At 36.0% G+C, this 18,556-nt stretch carries 21 protein-coding genes, 1 pseudogene and 1 riboswitch; of the genes and pseudogenes, 4 read left to right on the top strand and 18 right to left on the bottom strand.

The features are described from left to right. The first annotated feature begins 71 nt into the window (after window positions 1–71). Window positions 72–548, top strand: coding sequence for an S-ribosylhomocysteine lyase (locus RRY75_RS08725; protein WP_332493073.1), 477 nt, complete (start codon window positions 72–74; stop codon window positions 546–548). 23 nt (window positions 549–571) lie between these two features. Here the strand turns inward: RRY75_RS08725 and RRY75_RS08720 are convergent, their stop codons facing one another. Further along, window positions 572–2,152: a hypothetical protein gene (locus RRY75_RS08720; RefSeq protein ID WP_332493072.1), complete on the bottom strand. Its 1,581-nt coding sequence runs from the start codon at window positions 2,150–2,152 to the stop codon at window positions 572–574. A 143-nt stretch (window positions 2,153–2,295) separates the two neighbouring features. On the opposite strand from RRY75_RS08720, the gene RRY75_RS08715 reads away from it, so the two are divergent. Beyond that, entirely contained in the window at window positions 2,296–4,428 is a 2,133-nt protein-coding gene (locus RRY75_RS08715; RefSeq protein ID WP_332493071.1) for a helix-turn-helix transcriptional regulator, read from the top strand. Between the two features lie 60 nt (window positions 4,429–4,488). Here the strand turns inward: RRY75_RS08715 and RRY75_RS08710 are convergent, their stop codons facing one another. The 3 genes from RRY75_RS08710 to RRY75_RS08700 form a co-directional block, all read right to left on the bottom strand. Continuing rightward, window positions 4,489–4,695 (bottom strand): hypothetical protein, encoded by a 207-nt coding sequence (locus tag RRY75_RS08710; protein ID WP_332493070.1) that lies wholly within the window; start codon window positions 4,693–4,695, stop codon window positions 4,489–4,491. 184 nt (window positions 4,696–4,879) lie between these two features. After that, window positions 4,880–5,686, bottom strand: a complete 807-nt coding sequence (locus tag RRY75_RS08705) for a hypothetical protein (RefSeq protein WP_332527354.1) — start codon at window positions 5,684–5,686, stop codon at window positions 4,880–4,882. Window positions 5,687–5,786: 100 nt separating this feature from the next. Then, window positions 5,787–7,067: an alkaline phosphatase family protein gene (locus RRY75_RS08700; RefSeq protein WP_332493068.1), complete on the bottom strand. Its 1,281-nt coding sequence runs from the start codon at window positions 7,065–7,067 to the stop codon at window positions 5,787–5,789. A 234-nt stretch (window positions 7,068–7,301) separates the two neighbouring features. Here RRY75_RS08700 and RRY75_RS08695 point away from each other — a divergent pair, with 234 nt between their 5' ends. Both RRY75_RS08695 and RRY75_RS08690 read left to right on the top strand, forming a co-directional pair. Beyond that, window positions 7,302–7,589, top strand: coding sequence for a rhodanese-like domain-containing protein (locus RRY75_RS08695; RefSeq protein ID WP_332493067.1), 288 nt, complete (start codon window positions 7,302–7,304; stop codon window positions 7,587–7,589). 63 nt (window positions 7,590–7,652) lie between these two features. Then, window positions 7,653–7,729, top strand: a riboswitch (Fluoride riboswitch). A 66-nt stretch (window positions 7,730–7,795) separates the two neighbouring features. Beyond that, window positions 7,796–8,989: a cation:proton antiporter gene (locus RRY75_RS08690; RefSeq protein ID WP_334309721.1), complete on the top strand. Its 1,194-nt coding sequence runs from the start codon at window positions 7,796–7,798 to the stop codon at window positions 8,987–8,989. Window positions 8,990–9,037: 48 nt separating this feature from the next. Here the strand turns inward: RRY75_RS08690 and RRY75_RS08685 are convergent, their stop codons facing one another. The 14 genes and pseudogenes from RRY75_RS08685 to RRY75_RS08625 form a co-directional block, all read right to left on the bottom strand. Further along, window positions 9,038–9,397 carry a thioredoxin family protein gene (locus RRY75_RS08685; protein ID WP_332493065.1) on the bottom strand — a complete coding sequence of 120 codons (360 nt, stop codon included), beginning with the start codon at window positions 9,395–9,397 and terminating at the stop codon, window positions 9,038–9,040. 870 nt (window positions 9,398–10,267) lie between these two features. Further along, window positions 10,268–10,768 carry a hypothetical protein gene (locus RRY75_RS08680; protein ID WP_332493064.1) on the bottom strand — a complete coding sequence of 167 codons (501 nt, stop codon included), beginning with the start codon at window positions 10,766–10,768 and terminating at the stop codon, window positions 10,268–10,270. 121 nt (window positions 10,769–10,889) lie between these two features. Next, a complete protein-coding gene (locus tag RRY75_RS08675; protein ID WP_332493063.1) occupies window positions 10,890–12,284 on the bottom strand; it encodes a sensor histidine kinase in 1,395 nt (464 codons plus the stop codon). Further along, window positions 12,275–12,934: a response regulator transcription factor gene (locus RRY75_RS08670; RefSeq protein WP_332493062.1), complete on the bottom strand. Its 660-nt coding sequence runs from the start codon at window positions 12,932–12,934 to the stop codon at window positions 12,275–12,277. Before RRY75_RS08670 ends, RRY75_RS08675 begins: the two co-directional genes overlap by 10 nt. 113 nt (window positions 12,935–13,047) lie before the next feature. Beyond that, entirely contained in the window at window positions 13,048–13,896 is an 849-nt protein-coding gene (locus RRY75_RS08665; protein WP_332527352.1) for a TraX family protein, read from the bottom strand. Between the two features lie 73 nt (window positions 13,897–13,969). Beyond that, the gene (locus RRY75_RS08660; RefSeq protein ID WP_332527351.1) at window positions 13,970–14,347 is read right to left on the bottom strand and encodes a HEPN domain-containing protein; all 378 of its coding nucleotides are present in this window, start codon (window positions 14,345–14,347) and stop codon (window positions 13,970–13,972) included. Continuing rightward, window positions 14,340–14,699, bottom strand: a complete 360-nt coding sequence (locus tag RRY75_RS08655; protein ID WP_332493059.1) for a nucleotidyltransferase family protein — start codon at window positions 14,697–14,699, stop codon at window positions 14,340–14,342. Before RRY75_RS08655 ends, RRY75_RS08660 begins: the two co-directional genes overlap by 8 nt. A 313-nt stretch (window positions 14,700–15,012) precedes the next feature. After that, window positions 15,013–15,456: a hypothetical protein gene (locus RRY75_RS08650; protein WP_332493058.1), complete on the bottom strand. Its 444-nt coding sequence runs from the start codon at window positions 15,454–15,456 to the stop codon at window positions 15,013–15,015. A gap of 59 nt (window positions 15,457–15,515) precedes the next feature. Continuing rightward, the gene (locus RRY75_RS14280; RefSeq protein ID WP_442935439.1) at window positions 15,516–15,656 is read right to left on the bottom strand and encodes an S-layer homology domain-containing protein; all 141 of its coding nucleotides are present in this window, start codon (window positions 15,654–15,656) and stop codon (window positions 15,516–15,518) included. After that, window positions 15,613–16,203 (bottom strand): hypothetical protein, encoded by a 591-nt coding sequence (locus tag RRY75_RS08645; RefSeq protein ID WP_332527349.1) that lies wholly within the window; start codon window positions 16,201–16,203, stop codon window positions 15,613–15,615. The genes RRY75_RS14280 and RRY75_RS08645 overlap by 44 nt, the downstream gene beginning before the upstream one ends. A gap of 295 nt (window positions 16,204–16,498) precedes the next feature. Next, window positions 16,499–16,720 (bottom strand): hypothetical protein, encoded by a 222-nt coding sequence (locus tag RRY75_RS08640; protein WP_332493056.1) that lies wholly within the window; start codon window positions 16,718–16,720, stop codon window positions 16,499–16,501. Between the two features lie 22 nt (window positions 16,721–16,742). Beyond that, complete coding sequence (locus RRY75_RS08635; protein WP_332493055.1) at window positions 16,743–17,003, bottom strand: hypothetical protein; 261 nt, start codon at window positions 17,001–17,003, stop codon at window positions 16,743–16,745. Between the two features lie 407 nt (window positions 17,004–17,410). Beyond that, window positions 17,411–17,713: pseudogene (locus RRY75_RS14275) on the bottom strand (hypothetical protein); the annotation flags it as partial. Further along, a partial coding sequence (locus RRY75_RS08625; protein WP_332716385.1) for a pullulanase-associated domain-containing protein occupies window positions 17,710–18,556 on the bottom strand: 847 nt, incomplete at its 5' end. The pseudogene RRY75_RS14275 and the gene RRY75_RS08625, both read right to left, overlap by 4 nt.

Raw genomic sequence — 18,556 nt, 5'->3', positions numbered from 1 at the left:
ATATTTTCCTAGAAAGCAAAATGCCTTTCAGTATATAATAAGCATAACACTACTTGAAAGGAACTTTAACAATGGAAAAAATCGCAAGCTTTACTATTAATCATTTAACACTATTACCAGGCATCTATGTTTCTAGAACAGATGAAATTGGAGGGCAATCCCTAACAACTTATGATTTACGCATGAAAGCACCTAATCAAGAACCTGTTATGAATACTGCTGAGATACATACAATGGAACATCTTGGTGCTACATTTTTACGCAATCACAACGACTATGCCAAAGATGTCATCTATTTTGGGCCTATGGGATGTCGTACAGGCCACTATCTCATCTTAGCAGGCACGCGTTCATCAGCAGAAATTGCACCTCTTATTACTGCTATGTTTGAGTTTATTGCAAACTTTGAAGGTGAAGTTCCAGGTTCTATTGCCCGTGATTGTGGGAACTACTTAGATATGAACTTGCCTATGGCACGTTTTGAAGCTAAGAAGTACTTAGAAACACTCCATAACTTAAAACCAGAAAATCTTATTTATCCTAACTAAAAAAGTGGCATTATGCCACTTTTTTAATGCATCATATGTTCACCTAGATGCTTACACTCATTATATTTCAATTCATAGAGTATTCTATAGGCATCAGCGTTCAATGACTTTAGTGTATTTTGATATTTTTCCCAATCCTCTTCTATACTATACTGGCCAGCTATCCATCTTGTTTTCATTTCGTAGATATATCTATTCAAGCTTTTTTGAATGCCACTTTCTTTCATAAAATCAATTTGAAATTGATTGCTGACACAAATATTTTCTTTTACAAAATAAGGTTCATATTTATTGTACCAATGATTTTTGCGATTAACGATAGGGTTATAACTAAATTTACTCTCTATTTCTTTTGTTAGCATGCCAGGACAAGCAGGCATAGCACTATTTTCCATAGCATGTTCTATATAGCTCTTCCCTTTGGGTGGTTTTAAAAAGTAATAGTTCCCCTCTATTTTTTCTATGGTTACGCCTTCTGCCCCACATACGATTTCTGGTGCTCTATCCGGATTAAAAAACTGATCTACCCAAGCTATTGTCATCTCCGGATGCTGATTTTTAGTAGTAATCATAAATTGATTACTACTAAATTGGCTTACTTTTTTTCCCCATAACCTATCTCCATGGGGACCTTCTAGAGGTGGAACGACTACATAATTATCTATTGCTCTATTTTCTCCTACTACAATGCCACTATCTTTTGCAATAAATGCACCTACAATAGGCACTTCATTCTTTCCTTTTTCTATGTATTGTTCAAGACTTTGTGTGAATATTTCTGCATCTAGCAACTCTTCTTGATAGAGTTTTCTCAAGTATAAAATGGCTTCTTTATACCCTTCTTCCCCAGGTACAAATTTTGCCTCTCCGTCTTTTATCATAATCATTTTACCATTATCTACCATACCAAAAGCACCTATAAAAGAGTCTGCATTATATTTTGAATTACTCTCTATATAACTAAATGGAATTTCATCCATTTGTCCATTTTTATTAGGATCTTGTGTCTTAAAGGCTCGTAATACTTGATAAAACTCCTCTGTCGTGGTTGGCATTTCTAATTCTAATTCCTCTAGCCATGTTTTATTAATAAAGAGATAATTGTCCACTAAATCTCTCTTCATCTCATTATAAAAAGGTAATGTATAAATTTTGTCACCTAAAAAAGTAGATGCTTGTTTAACAAACGGTTTCTCTTCAAATAGAGCTTGAATATGTGGTGCATAGCTATTAATCAAATCATCAAGTGGTATAATCTTTTCTTCATTTACATAGGCTAATAACTCTCTATTGGGGATGTTACTCCCCATTATAAAGTCAGGAATTTCATTTGATTGCATGATATACTTTTTTTGCAAAATACGTTCATTATTATTGATTTGATTAAATTGAACTTCAATACCCAAATCTGATTCAATCTTTTCAAATACCTCCATCTCATTTACATTACCTACATTCTCCGCAGTAAAAATTATGCCATTTAAGACAATAGGTAATTCCTGCTCTTCTAGTATGATTTTTTTTTCTGGTGTTATCCTATAACCTATTAAAATTAGACTACTGCATACGAGTACGATTATTATATATCTCTGAAAATTTTTCACAACTTCTTCCGCCTTTTATATTTTAATTTTTATCAGATTTTTTTACACTTAATTTAATTATATATAATTCTAATCTTTAATGCATTATTTTATCTTGTATTTGTATATATTTTAGCTTAAAATGTCGTTGAGGTGAAATTTCCATGGCAGCTAAGTTAAATCTATTTAAAAAATACCTAATTTCTTTTTTACTTATTTTTATGATTCCTGTTTCATGCGTAGTGGCTACCCTCTTTAGTGTAGGCTACGATATTTTTTCTAAAGAACTTTATACAAAAGAAATAGCAAACATTAATCTTTCCATAAGTCATCTTAATAATGAATTGGATGAATGCATCTTTATTGCTCATCACTTGACCAATAAAGATGCTTTTACGCCATTTGACTTAAGAGCTAATCCTTCTAATGGTTCTAGGCTTGTTTCAACTCTTTTTAACTATGTTATTTCCAACAAGCGCTTAAGTGAAGCCATTGTATATTTTGATGATAGCGATTATTTGTACACCAGTAAAACAAGTCTAACTTCTGAAAGTTTTTATAGTCAATTTACTGCACCATCCTATCCTGGTGAAAATTTCAAAACGCTTTTAAAGAATGTTTCAGAACCTACTCTTATAAATGACTTATCCTATAAGAACCATGAGTACTTTGCACTGGTTGTACCTCTTGCTTCTTATTATCAACGTATTGGAATAGGATTATTTTTATTTGAAAAAAATGCATTCTATGAATCTCTTTTACCTATTCAAGACAAAAATCGCCATTTCTATTTTTTAAACCAATTGAATTTAGAAGTGGATTTGGATAGACTTAATTTAGGCTATTTACCTAGCCTTAATAAAGAAAGCTTATTGCATTCATTAAGTACTTTAACTCAAGTTGAAGATTCCTTCTCTCTAAATTCTGATGATTACTTATTGTATGCAACTAAACCTTCTCCGTTTGCTGATAATTTGATTCTTTTAAGTACAATTTCACATACGGAGGTCTTTCAACCTTTAAATAATTTAACGATCATTTTAATAACAAGTCTAGTCGGTGCCATCATTTTCAGCTTACTTTGTAGCTATTATGTCGTTAAGCGCAACTTTGAACCCTTAAGTGAACTTAGCTACTCCTTAACTTTACTTAAACAAGATTATTCTAATCTTCAAAAGGAAGTTAAAAAAAGTATTCCTATGCAGCAATATTTCTTTTTGAATCAACTGATTAACGGGAACGTCAATAACATTCCTGACTTTATAGAAAACTGTAAGTCCTTAAATATAGATTTATCTTCTCCATACCATGGCATTATAGTCATTAAGTCTCAAACGGCACATTTTAATTTGGATAAAACAATTATTGAAACGATTGAGAGTATGCAACAACTTAAGGTGAATCAAGCCTACTTAATTCAACATATCCATGCGAATATTCATATTTTCTTAATCGGTACACAAACAAATATCAACTTATCAAGCTTAGTCTTACCTCAATCTACCCTCTACTTCGGAAGCTTTTCTAGGAGACTTTCCAATATTTCTAAGTCTTACATTAGTGCACGAACAGTCAGTGCGTTTGAAAACTTTCTTCCTGAAGGCTCTGATTCTTTACAAGTGCTCTTCCAAGACTACAAAGCTACAATCTTACAGCTCACTACCTTCTTACAAGTGAAAGACTACGCGAAAATTCCTGAGCTCATTTTACATACGATACATTCTCTAGAGTCCACAACTTTGCCCTTTCCCTTGCAAAAAATTATTTGTGTAGAGATTATGCTCGCTTTTAATAACTATATTAATAAACAAGATGAGCCTATTCCGTATGATAAGCTAGACTTAGTAGCCCTCTTTAAAGTGGAATCCTTTGATGCCCTTAAAGAAATTGTTTTAGAGGTTTCTACCGAAATGTTAGATCTTATTATAGACTACCATCATACACGTATTCCTGAGCCATCTCTGACACTTATCAAAGACTTCATCAAAGCACATTACGGTGAAGAAAATTTATCTGTCGAACAAATTGCCTTACATTTTGCACTTCCACCTATATATATTGAAGATTATTTCTATAAACATACAACAGAAACACCGTTAGATTATATAGATCGTTTACGTGTGAAATATGCTAAAGAACTTCTCATTACCACACCTTACTCTCTTAAAATTATTGCAGACCAAGTTGGGTTTACCCATATTTCAAGCTTTATCTCTTCTTTCAAAGAGCACGAACAGTGTACGCCTGGACAATATCGTACTAATTACCATGCTTCTCATTCAGATTCAGTTCTGTAATGAATATCTTTCATTCGTCATCTACAAAAGGGCTATAAAACGAGAACTTACAACCTCGTTTTATAGCCCTTTTGTTCTAAAGTCTGCACCTAAGTCAATCACCTTCGTAGTGGCTAATAGTTCAGGTGTAACCACCTTACTATATGGCTCACTTTGATAACTATGGGATGATAAATGGGTAATCTTGACATCAGGATGTTGATAAAGGAGCCGTACCAGCTCTTCCCCCACATATCCTGTTGACCCTAATATGGCTACTTTATACATTGTCATGCTCCTTTCTACAAACCCTCTATCTAATCAGATAATTCAATCATTTTTAATTTATTAATTGTTATACTTAAGTCCATCTAAATATGTAACCTATTTTTGTTTGAAAATTATATTTATTTAATTTTTATTCATTTTATAAATTAAAAAAGGCTGTCTCAAATGACAACCCCTTTTAATCTTATTCACTTTCTGCAATCTCCATAGATTGATAATATACATATAACTCATCCAGTTCTTCTAATGTAAAATTAGCTCGAACAAGCTCTTGTAGACGTATACTATCTTGATCATCTATACCATCTTTAATCATATTCCATACTTCGTTTATATTGATGTTTTGAACTTTTGAAAAGATGATATTGAGTAATCGAAGTTGGTCACTTAAAGATAAGTTTTTAAACATTTTATTCACTACATTTTGATAATCAATCTGTCCATTATTGTAAACATCATCCATCTTGTTTACGATATTCTCATCTAACTTTAAGACATAAGCATCATAAAAGGGCACTTCTTCAAAGTCTTCATCTTCTGGCTGAGTCTTAGCTGACTCACCATCTACTACTTCTGCACTCTCGCTAGATTCTGGTAAGTTCTGTCTTGTTTCTGGTAAGTTCTGGCCTGCTTCTACTTCATCTATAGCTTGTCCCAAAGTCTCTTCTTGTGATATATTGCTTGCTACCTCTTGATTATTAGGTGCTTCACTTTGTGCTATGCTTTCCTCAGTCAGTGTGTCACTCTTTGGAGGTGTGGCAATCTTCTCTTCATCGGTATCTTCTTCTAAATTTGGTTCAAGGGCTTTGACTACTTCAACAGAGTCTTTATTTGCTTTGCTTGTTACCACTACGTCTTGTTCTTCATAAATAGTTGGCTTTTCTGATAACACATATAACCCAAAGACCCCTGCAAGTAATACAAAGGCTATACTTGCACAAATACTCAACAAACTTAATAAGCAGCTATTAGTATGTTTCCTCTTCCTCATGTAAAGTTCTCCTTCCACTCTTCTTTACATATTTGTTAGAGTATTTGCCCTAATAGCTGCTTCTTATTCAACTTCTAAAAACTTATTTTATGTGCCTTACCTATTGCTCAATAAGCTCTGTAAGTACACGTCCATCTGCTCCTGGCATTTCAAATCCAAGTAGCGCTGCACATGTTGGTGCAATGTCTACATTGTGTCCTTTTTCTAATACAACACCTGACTTTACACCAGGTCCACAAAGGACTAATGCAGGCTGAGAACCTCTTGTTGGAATATGTCCATGTGTCCCTACACTTGTACGGTAGTCTTCATTTGCTACTTGTTTGATAAATGGTGCACTTAACATATAGTTAAAGCCTACACCTTCCTCCGCTTCAAGTATAAAGTCGAAGTCTCCATCTAATTTATAAGCTTCTTTTACCTCTTGAGTTGTAAACATTTGATCAATTTTAAAACGTTCTTTGTTGGCTCTTAAGTACGCTTCCACTTCTTTTACAAGGGCCGCATCATGATTTCGCACATAGACTTGTGCTGAAGCTGCTGCTGAGTGCGCAAATACTTTCCAATCTGTCACATTCCCTGCTTCATCTACACTAATCCAACCTTTGTCCATAAAGTCACGATTTAAGTTAATACTTTCATCAATATCAACTTGTCCATGGTCTGAACAAATAACAAAAATGGTTTCATCATAAAGACCTTTTGCTTTAAGGGCTTCAAAAGTATAACCTAACATTTCATCTATAAATTTAATTGCGTCTTTAATCTTTTCACTGTATACGCCGTATACATGTCTGTAATGGTCAATAAGTGTCATATGCATAAAAATAACATTTGGCATTTCAGTTTCAATTAAATACTTACTTGCAAGCCCAGAGAATTTATCTGAGTCATAGTATTTATCTTCTTTCCAAGCATCCTCACAAAGCTCATACATTTTTTCCATAAGACCTGGTGTAGAGTTTGCAATCATAGAAGCCTTTTTATCTGCTGCAACTTGATGGATTCCTGCACGTTGAAGGTTCCAGGTTACATCAGCACCTACCATTGTTGGCCAACTATTAATCAGTACTTTTAAACCATGTTTTTCGCATTCTTCTGGCAAAATAGCTGCTTTAATACCCGTACGTTCTTCAAACCAGTCTCCAAATCTCATAAATGGATTAAAAATTTCATTGTTCACTATTCCATGTTTGTCTGGATATGTACCAGAAATCATAGAAGCATGTGCTGTATAAGTCAAAGATGGATACACTGTTTGAGCGTTTTTCACAATCGCTCCCTTTTGCACAATTGGTCCAAGGTTGGGGAGTGTTTTAATATATTCTAAGTCCTCTGAAATCATAGCATCTAGGGAAATCACAAGCATTCTTTTATTCATAAGTCTTCTCCTTTAAGTTGTGTATTAAGTCTGATAAGGTCTATCAAACATTTTAATATAACACATTTTGTTTCCTTTACACAATCTAAATGATAATTTTTATTATTTAAACATATTTTCTTTAGCTTGTTTTTATAGGTTCTCTATTATATTATGACAAAGAATGAGTTAGTTTATAACTTATTTAACTCATTATGTAAAATACTAATCCAGATCTCAAAAGGAGACAACCAGATGACTATATATAAAGCTTTAAAAAAGGACTCAAATGCTATTATTCTTGATGTACGTGAAAACTATGAATTCAAAGAAGGTCATATCCAAGATGCCGTTCATATTCCTCTAAACTTTCTAGAAGACCGTGCTGAAGAAGAACTTTTAGATTTTAACCAACCCATTTATGTGTACTGCCGTAGCGGTGTACGTAGCAAAGTAGGCTGCCATATTTTAGAAACTTTAGGCTATACAAAAACTTATAATTTAGGTGGTATCTTAGATTGGCCTGAGGAAATTGTATGCTAAATTCCTACCTTGACTTCCCCCCTTTCTTATGCTACACTGGTTTCAGCATTATACTGTCGTTAACAAACGAAGGGGAATGAACGTCTCCCTTGGATCAGTATCCAAAACTGCTTATTTAAGCTGATGACTTCTGCTACACGCAGGGTTACCAGCTTTTTTTGCGTCTATTGTGCATTGAAATTAAAAATTAGAGGAGTGATGTGATGATTCTTACCAGTTTAGCACTTATTTTTTTATGTGGTCTACTTTTAGGGGGATTACTGAAAAAGCTAGGTTTACCTGACTTACTCGGTATGCTTATTACAGGTATCGTCCTTGGACCCTACGCCCTTAATTTGCTCAATCCTACCCTTTTACAGCTCTCAGCCGATTTAAGGCAAATCGCACTCGTTATCATTTTACTTCGTGCTGGTCTTTCACTAGACCTTAACGCACTAAAAAAGGTAGGTCGCCCTGCGCTTCTTATGTGCTTTGTACCAGCTCTTTTAGAATTACTTGGTGTGCTTATTATTGCCCCTAAACTCCTTGGCATTTCTTTATTAGATGCTGCTATTTTAGGAACAGTACTTGCAGCCGTATCCCCCGCTGTCATCGTCCCTAGAATGCTACACTTGATAGAAGAAAACCGTGGTACCCATCATAGTATTCCTCAGCTTATTATGGCTGGTGCCTCTGTTGATGACATTTTTGTCATTGTCCTCTTTACTTCATTTACAGGTATTGCAGAAGGTGGACACTTTTCCCTGGAAAGTTTTATAGGTATTCCCCTCTCCATCTTGCTAGGTATTGGAGTGGGCTTACTAATAGGCCTTTTTCTATCTGGATTGTTCAAAAAACTTCATTTAAGGGATTCAGTTAAAGTCATTATTATTTTAAGTGTGTCCTTCTTACTTGTTAGCTTAGAAAATAGTATTAAGACTACAATACCTTTTTCAGGACTTATCGCTATTATGACACTAGGCGCAACACTCTACCGAACCTACCTTCCGCTTGCTAGTAGACTGTCTCATAAGTTTTCTAAGCTCTGGATAGCAGCACAACTTATTCTTTTCGTACTCGTTGGTGCCACTGTAGATTTAAGCTATGCTTTTAAGGCTACTGGCCCAGCACTTTTAGTTATTTCCTTTGCCCTTATATTTAGAGCATTAGGCGTATGGCTGGCACTTCTTAAGACGCCTCTCACTACTCGTGAGCGTCTCTTTTGTATCGTTGCCTATATGCCTAAAGCCACCGTTCAAGCAGCTATTGGCAGTATTCCCCTTACAATGGGGCTATCTTGTGGACCTATTGTACTCACCGTATCTGTCATTGCCATTGTGCTGACCGCACCATTAGGTGCTTTCGGAATTGATTACTTATCTCCTAAGTGTTTAGATCTGGACTCCTTTCCACCTGATTAGCTCTTAAAATAAAGCACATAATAAGAATCCCCAATAACTTTAAATAAGCTACCGAGGATTCATCATGTTCATATATCTCACTAATTTCCTTTCAAACTCCAATAAATCTAAGTTTCTTCCTACTCTTATACTTTCTTTCCCCTGCACAAACAAAATGATAAGAGGTAAGGCATACACTTCATAACAAGCTGCTACTTCAGGATACTTAGCACCATTTATTTCTATTGCTTGTACGCTAGGATACTGACACAACACACTTTCCACCTTCATTTTAATGACCTCGCAGGCTCCACAGGCACTACCTGTAAAGTAAAGTATCACTAAATCTTTTTCTTTAATTTGTTGTTCAACCGCTTCTTGTCTTGTCATTTCTTCCATATGGACCTGTCCTTTCACTTTATCAAACACTTTGGCTCACCCTATCTAAATAGTATAGTATATCCTATCCATTCTCATACTATACTCCACTCCATTCCCTAGTCTTTCTAGTAAAAACGCTTACACGCACAAAAAGCTAACCTAAGTTGCCTCCCCTCTTCTCAAACATAGGCAGACTTAAGTTAGCTTTTTGCTAGTGGCACTTGTTACGTATAAGCTATAGAGCTTCTTATATGAAACGTCATCGTCAAGGTCAGCGGTAGGATGCTCTACTGTAGCCGTGCTTCATCAGGGGCCTATAGGTGAAAGGGATGCGCTGCATTTATCACTGCAAGTGTCTGAGTCAGGCACCCTACATGTAGGGATTTCCTCTGGCTTTACTCTTTGAGGAGGTTTCTACAAAGAAGTAGAAAAAGCTTATATTTGTAACATTATAGGTATTGCCCAACCTAAGGGGGTGCCACTCTAACCTCTTTAGGTCGTTCGAAAAAGTTTTTACGGTTTATGGTAAGAGGGGTAGAAACCATAATACTTTCAAAACTCTTTCTAACACAGCTATAAAGTAAAAATTGACCTAGGATTCACTTTTCCTTTATAGCTATGTCTGAGTGTGTGAACTGAATTAACAATTCACTCCATATTTACATTATATAGGATATAGATGGACAAGTCAATATACTTTTCGGAATAATTTATATTTATTTATACTTTATATTTAAAATTCTCACAAATGATTATCTCTGCCTCGTTGTATATAGCACGCCTCTCTACACCTTTACTGGACTCAACACGTAATCTTGCCACAAAAACGATGCATAAAAGCACTATCAAACTAAATTCAGATGAGTTTGATAGTGCTTTTATATATTCTCTCTAGTTGACACGTGCTACTTGTTAAAACTATTTATGTTCTCTTCTACCTGTACTATGGCTCTTACTTCTATCTCCACCTTGTGAAGGTTTCTTGCTATAAGCACTATTACGGCCTCTTTTAAGGTCTGAATCCTTTTTGCTTGGTGCCCCATGGAAAGCTTTGCTTACATTTTTAGCATGAAGCTCTGGCTTGTCTGCAATCTTTTTCTTAAGGCTGGCAATATGCTTAGTCGCCATATTGATTGTCCATTGTCTATCAATTGTACGTACTTCTATGCCTGTTTCTTTGAATAGTTCTTCATACATTTCATTGCAACGTTGTACGTTACTTACAACTTGGTTATTCTCTTCTATTTGACTTTTACGTTTTTTCTTTAAAAAGTCTCTAGCTACTTCTTCTGATGCGAAGATACAGTTATTAGCTACACGTTGTTCTTTCTTAGCTGCACCTACTTTACACACAGAAGCTCTCTCATCTTTTTTCTTTACTTCACATTGAAGTACTTTTTCTCCAACTACGCAATACATATATGATTTCCTCATTTATTCATAAATTTTCGGTCCTAAGACTGCTCTATCTCTTAGTATACCATATTAAAACAAATTTTATCACGTACAATCAAATCAACCTCTATTCACCCTATAAATTTTATAGAGTCTTTATAGAGTCTCCTAGTGGAATAGTAATCACAACTTTCCCACCTTTTTGTTCAGTCCGGTTGGTCAGCATAAGCTCCCCTCCATGTAGTGTCACAATTTGTTTAGCAATATGAAGCCCCATGCCATAGTGCCCTTTTCGATTTCTACTTTCCTCACCCATATAGAATTCATTGCAAGCATTTTGCAAAGATTTTTGGCTAAAGCCTTCCCCTTCATCTAATACAGCAATTTCTAACTGTCTGCTTTGCCCATCTTCCTTTATGCGTGCTTCAACACTCAGCCTAGAGTGGGGTCGTGTATAGTCAATACCATTACTTATAATATTAAGCAGTGCTCTATTCATAAGTTCTTGGTCAAGTTTTAATTCATAAGTCTGCCTTGGATAGGCCACTTGGATGTTAATCCCTTTTATATCAGCTAATCCCTTCGCCTGTTCTACTACCTGGCCCATGAAGCTTTCTAGTGATAGAATAGTTTTATTTAAGGTGCCTATTTGTTTAGCCGTTGAAATATCTAAAAGACGTTGAATATAATCTTGAATCTGTCTGCTGTTTTTCAAAATATACGTACTAAAAGTTTGTTGCTCTTCATCTAGTGTCTCATCTTCTACTAACAGCTCTGCATTCCCCTTAATAATTGTAAGGGGTGTTTTAATATCATGGGCAATAGCTGCCATCTGCTCCTGCTTCGCTTTTTCTAAGTTCCACTGGGTCTGAAGTGAGGTTTTCAGCGCTTCTTTCATCTGTTCTAGAGAGGCACTAATCTCAGCAAATTCTTGAATGGGACTTGTTTGCACTTGAAAGTTTAAATCTTGACTTTTGATATGCTCTACAGCCTCTTGCAAGGGCAAAAGTCCCCGTTTAAGCTTATTGGCATAAATACTTGATACTAAACTTACACCAACAAGCATACTCACAATAAGACTCATTAAAAATAAAAGTTCAGCAGACGGTAAGTATTGTTGTAACATAGGTGACTTATACTTGGCCAGCAGTTGATATTGAATCACTGCCCATTCCTTCTCCCCTTCAATAACAACATACTGGTTGATATTGTCCTCCTTTTCCTTTGTTTTTAAAAATCTTAAGGCACCAGGGAGTTCCTCTTCCTTCAAGTTAGTAGACAACACCTGCCCCTCATGGTTGTAAAGTGCGTACTCACATCCCCTTGGCAAATCCTCTACAGACAAGGACTCTCTCCCTTGTAATAGTGCTCTAGCCGCTAAGGCCACATCTTCTTCATAATTAGCGGGCAAAATGATGCCTGTTTGTATACACACGTTCATTACCAATACTACCAAAGCCATCATTAAGAGGCTGGTCCCTACAAGTGCACCCATATATTCTATAAAAATACTTTTAAGTGACCGCTTTCTTAAACCCATTTGTAACCAATCCCCCACACCGTTTCTATTGGAGATACATTGTACGGCTTAAGCTTGATGCGAATGTTTTTAATATGAACAGTAATCGTACTCACATCACTCTCACCCTCATAACCATAGACCTTTTCATAGATGCTCTCCTTGGTGAACACTTGTCCTTTATTGCAAGCTAAATACTCACAAATCAAATATTCACTTTTTGTTAAACTCATACGTTCTCCATCTATAAGCATTTCTTTACCTGTAAGATTAAAATCTACTCCTGATACATGCAGTGTATGCTTTTTCTCCCGCTGTTCTCGCCTTAAGTGGGCCTCTACTCGTGCGCGTAGCTCACCTGCTCCAAAAGGCTTTGTCAAATAGTCATCTGCACCTGTAGCAAGCCCGTACATGATATCATTTTCCATACTTTTAGCTGTCAAAAAGATAATAGGGGCATCCACCTGATTACGAATCTGCTTGCAAAGCTCAAATCCATCCATCTCTGGCATCATCACATCTAGTAAAATAAGGTCAAAAAATTTGTAGTCTTTCTCCAATACTTCCTTTGCTGAACAAGCCATCACTACCTCATGTCCTGACTTTTTCAAAATAGTAGCAATCAACCTTACCAGATCTTCTTCATCATCTACAACCAAAATCCTACTCATATACACACTCCCCGCTTACATCTTATTCTTACTTTGTGTCGCTGTCTCTTAGTAGTGCTCTATTCCTTAACTATACTTATCAATTTCTTTATTATACTCAAGCTTTTCTTCCTTTATTTTATCATATGATAGAGTAAGACGGACAAGATATAAAATCCATATACATGCAACGGATAAAAGCTGTAGAAAAAGCCTTTCATACTTCTGCCTTTCTCACCATTATAAAGGCACATAAATGGAATAGCAAAAATTCCCATCCATTCATAATACATATGAATCAAACTTGAAACACTTAGTTCCATCCCCATTAAATAAGGCATACCAATAGTCCATGTTAAAGTAAAGACTCCAAACACAGTCATTTGTACGGCTTTGCATTTTCTCAATACATAGAGTAAGATCCCTGCAATAACATAGAAAATCCCCCCCTCTACAAACATTGGAAGTGGAAGCACAGTTGTCATCACAAGACCTAACACAGGCATCATATGCATTGGCACTAAATACGCCAAACCGTTAGGCACAATAGCTACTGCCAAGCACCCAAGTCCTTTCAACCATTGTTTTTGCTTAAGCCCTTCTATCCCTGATATAACAACAAGAACCAAAGTAAATGTCGCAAAAATATTATTTATTGGATAAAATCCATCGGGTCTTGCAAATCCAAAACTTACAATACTATAGTTGATACATCCCATCAACACAGATAATCCATACATACGCCCAATATACTTTTTACGGCTACGTGTATGTTGAAAACCTTCTAACACAATAAATAAGAAGATATATCCTGATATTCTCCCAAGTTGTGAAAATAGCACAGGCACCTGCTCGGTAAATCCAAAGAAATAATAAATATGGTCCAGTACCATCAAAACTAGTGCAATGACCTTAAGCTGAAAACTGTTTAATCCTTTGCTTCTTTTATTTATTTCTTGTTGCATACTTATTTCTTTTTCCATAATAAAACACTCCTTTACTTTTTTATTAGTATAAGGAGTGTTTCTAAGGATTTTCTAAAGATTTATTCACACTTTAAGAAATCCCACATAATTTTCTTAAATAAGCTATAAGTTCTAAGCTCTGACTCAGATAATCATCGTATTCATCCGGCTCAAGCAGCACATAGTCTTCACTTTCATAGCGTCTGTCATAATAGCTATCTGTGAGGAACCTTGCAATACGCTTAAAGTCTTGTAACTCTGGAAATTTTTCATCTAGCTTAGCAATCATGGCAGAAATACTATGGGTACGCATCACCTCTTCAGCATGCTCACGCACAAGATGCTTCAAATATTTTTCTGCACATTGTTGGCAATTGACGATGGTAGGGTCTTCCATACCTTTGACCTCTTTAATATGTTGAATGAGTTCATAATCTGTGTTGGCAAAATCAATCATTGACCTATTCACCTTCCACCGCCTCCTTTAAGGATATCATATATTTAGCAATCTCACTTTCAAAAGAAAGTTTGCTTGCCAATTCTAAAAAACGTGTCTTACTATAAACTTTTACATCCACTTCATACCTATAATGTATTTGCTCCTCATAATCTTCCCTTAAATCCATGCGAAGCATCTTGGCTTCTTTGGGGGTGAGAGGCTTATCTAATAAGATTAGAAGGTCAATATCACTTGTAGCTTTGACCGCTTCTTTGGCATAACTACCAAATAAATAGAGTTCATACTCACCCAGCTCTAAAACTTTAAAGTGGTCATAGACCGCCCTCAAGCGTTCTTGATACATAGTTGGAATATTGAGCATCTGTCTCATCTCTTTTCTTTTGTTATTTTAGGATTTAGAATGCATTGAACACTCTACTAATTCACGACTTACTTCTTTAATTTTAGGCATTTGAATGCCGCGAATACGTAACATTGGCATAGCTTTTACTCTCCTTTTGCTGTCTTATTCTCATTGCGTCATCCTTTATCTTATCACAAAATACATCCTTATTTCATACTTTTAAGTTTATCCTAAAACTTCTATTTCAAACCAGTCCATTTGCCACCTGGGACAAAACCATAAAATAAAGGCACTACACCCAATAAACAGTGTAGTGCCCCCTATACTTCACTTACGCTTTATCTTGACGCAAATAAGTCTTAAGTTCTTCAATATTACTTTCTTCAAATTCTAAAAGATGTTGAGCCAGTGCACGTATCTCATCTTTTAAGTCTGGGTAGCTATTCAATTTCTTACACATATCTACTGTTCCCATTGTACTTCCTTGAATAAGCATTTCAGCAAAATGTGAAGCTGATTGATTATTTAAAGTTGAGACTTTAATCATAAAATATGTTTTGACTTGATCTAACTTTTTGATACCTTTTGGCTCATGGTCTGCTTGTTCAAGTAAACTCACTGCTTCTTTATTAATGGCTTTATAGCCTTCAAGCTGTTTCAAAAGCACATGCTCAAAAGGTACATCTCCTGCTATATCAATTAGCTCAGTTAAAGTGTTGGTTCCCATTTCTGAATTTTGATAAATAAAGTTTAAAACTTCTATATTTGCATCCATCTATTCACCTCATAGCTTTTTGACATTAGTATGAGTCAGAATAGTTATTTTCTATCCGCTTATTGAAAATAACTTTCTAAAAAGCGTAAAACCATTTGTGTAGCTTCTGCCCTTGTAACTATCTGCTTAGGTAAAAACGTTCCATCTTCATAGCCTTTAATCCATCCTAGCCCATTGCATAAAGTAGATGGTAGCCTCATCCCAGTCAAAGTCGTCTGTAGCTGTCACATTACGACCTTTCACTTCGATCTCTACTTGACTCTTATATACATTGTTCATTGCATCTTTTAAAGTAATGGGGAGTACCTTCACACCTGGTGTCACTTCTTGATCCACACCTATAGTGAGTGCCATCAGTGTTGGATCCACTTCTACAACCCTGCCCCCTACACTTGTTAGGTCTATTTCGATACACTCAAGCTGGTCTGTCTCTCCTTCTACCTTCAATGTAATCACACTATTTGGGTTGTAGTCAATGGCATAAGGCATAGCCCCAGCTTCTACTTCAAAGTGTAACTTTGTATACGTTATAATGGATTTACCATCTTTTTCTTTTTTATTGTAGGGGTCTAAATACGTTTTAGTTGTGCCATCTGCATAGGTGACATGATAACAATACCCATATTCCCCTTCTTCAAGTCCTACATAAGTATATTCAAACCATTCTTCTTCTGGATTATAAGTCATCTCATAGAATTGGTCGTTAATTTCCACTTCTACTTTACTTACGGTGTGTATCTGACCCACTTTAAATAGGGCGTTATCCCTGTAACCTTTCCTGCTTTATCTACCTTTACAAGCTCTGGTGTAGAAGTTGACCATGTTACTGACTCCCTGTCATAAGTTGGTCAACTTGGTCTTTGACTCTTGCTGTTAATTGTACACTAAGACCTTCATATACAAAGTCATCACTTGCCTCAATAGACACTGTAGTTGGAATCCGTCTTGGTACAACATTAATGTTTACGGTTTGAATGAGCGTACCTTTTTGGTCTTTTACTACAGCTTTAACTTGAGCTTTCCCACCTATTGCTAAACCAACTTATTGAGTAGAAACTTCCAAAGTCGTTGGCACACTTACATACCGGTCCTCCTCATCATACAGTACCATCATAGATAAAGGTGCTACATTTACCTTTGTTGCTTGTGGCAATGTTCTTAAAACATTGGTTCCTGCTTGCTTGTCATCTACAACAACTTTCCACTCTCCTTGATGAGGCAATTTCACCTCTTGGCTCGTTGTATTGGCATTATAAATAATCACAATATTTTTCTATTTGCGTATCTTACTCCATTCTAAAGGCTAGATGTTGCTTTCTTAATGCTATCAATCCTTTGTAATAGTCCATCACAGGCTCAAACTTATCTTTGTCTGCCCATCTAATTTGATTAATAGCATCTAGACTTTTGTAACTGTTGTGATCCCCATATTTACTTCTTAATACTTCATCACCTGCATGGATAAAAGGTATCCCTTGTGAAGTAAGCACAATCCCATTAGCAAGAAGCGACCGCTTAACAGTTTCATTTTCTAATACTTTACCCATTTCTCCTGTTGCAAAACCTTTGCTTGCATCGTCACTTCCACCTTTGATGTCACTACGTATTTCGTCGTTGAAGATTGCAACGTCCTTATCTTTTTGTGCGCCTTTTAAAGTTTGCTCATTTTAGGGAAGCGGTGTAGAACCACCTGCCCAGTACTTCACAGAGTCTTTGATATACTTACGTACCATCGGACGTTCTGATGCAACTTCATTTCCACATCCAGATCCATTACTAAAGTTGCCCTCTTCGGTTGTTCTATAGTAGTAACCTGGTACAAGCTTAAAATAGCATCTGCCTGACTTACCAACTCTGGGCCTTCATCTTGTTGCCACCCACTTGGATTGGTCTTACTTAAATCAACAATTGCAGTCCACTGACCATTTGCTGATGTTGCTCTAGCATAAGGGTCTACAGCATATTCAACTTTTCCATCTGGAAAGGTTACTTGATACATATAAAATTGACCTTCTAGATTAGCAGATATAGTTGTTTGCCACACCCCTTGTTCGCCTCTTACCATTGGGTTTGGCTTACCCTTAGAATGGTCTTCTACAAGTCCAGTTTCCACATTATAGTTTCCACCATCCAGATAAGTATAGAGCACCACTTGCTTAGCTGTAGGCGCCCATACTTTAAAGGTGCTTTCTGTTTCACTATAGCTAAGACCTAAGTCATCCCCTTCATAATAGTAGTCATCCAAAATCCCTCTCATGGTGATAACACAAGGTTTGGACCGTCTGCACCTACACTATACAATTCATCTGGTTTTAAAGCAGTATTGATTTTAAAACTATACGCTTTATCCTTCAATTTTGTTGTAGTAACGGGAAGTTTTTCTCCTTTTTCATTTTGAAGATAAGGATTAATCAGTGGTCCTACTTCCTTGTTAACACTCACATATACTTCATCTGAAGTCTCTGCAAAAGCATTGACTATGGCCTTTGCAAAATCAATATCTTGATAATTTGTGTACACCTGGTTATCCCCATCTATAATCCATACTTCCTCTTGGGTTTCTCCTTGTGGCACTTGAATCAAACGGTCTGGGTCTTGCTTACCCCATTCATTCTCTCCTACCTTTTGACGGGTAATAAAGTTCAGCTTAGATTCTGGAATTTGATAGATCACTTGTTTGAAAGTATAAGTTGTTTTTCCCTCTATGGAATCGTCCTTTATCTCAAAGTTCTCCTCTGCATCAAAATCTTTTTTCATACCCTCTTTGCCATCAATCCAAACCCACAAGTTCCATCCTTCATAGTCACCGGTAGGCCTTAAATAATTAATGGTATACGTATAAAGTGATTCTTCTACTTTTAATACTACACTTGCTGTATACTTTTCTTGCTGTAACATAGCACTTGCTTGTAACTTAACAGTCTTTAATGGATAAGCTCCATTAATTTTAACCTCAGTCTTACCATCCACGGTTGTTAAGCAAATAGCCTCTGCTTCTATACCTTCTACAGGTACCACTTCATATTTCACAGGTACTTCTTCATGTTTAACCTCATCTTGGTCATAAACCGTTCCCATCATAGGTAAAACCAATGGTACA

The organism is Niameybacter sp. (assembly GCF_036655075.1).
Lineage (GTDB): Bacteria > Bacillota > Clostridia > Lachnospirales > Cellulosilyticaceae > Holtiella.
The sequence above is the reverse complement of the archived record's forward strand: the minus strand, read 5'-3'. Positions and strand labels throughout refer to the sequence as shown.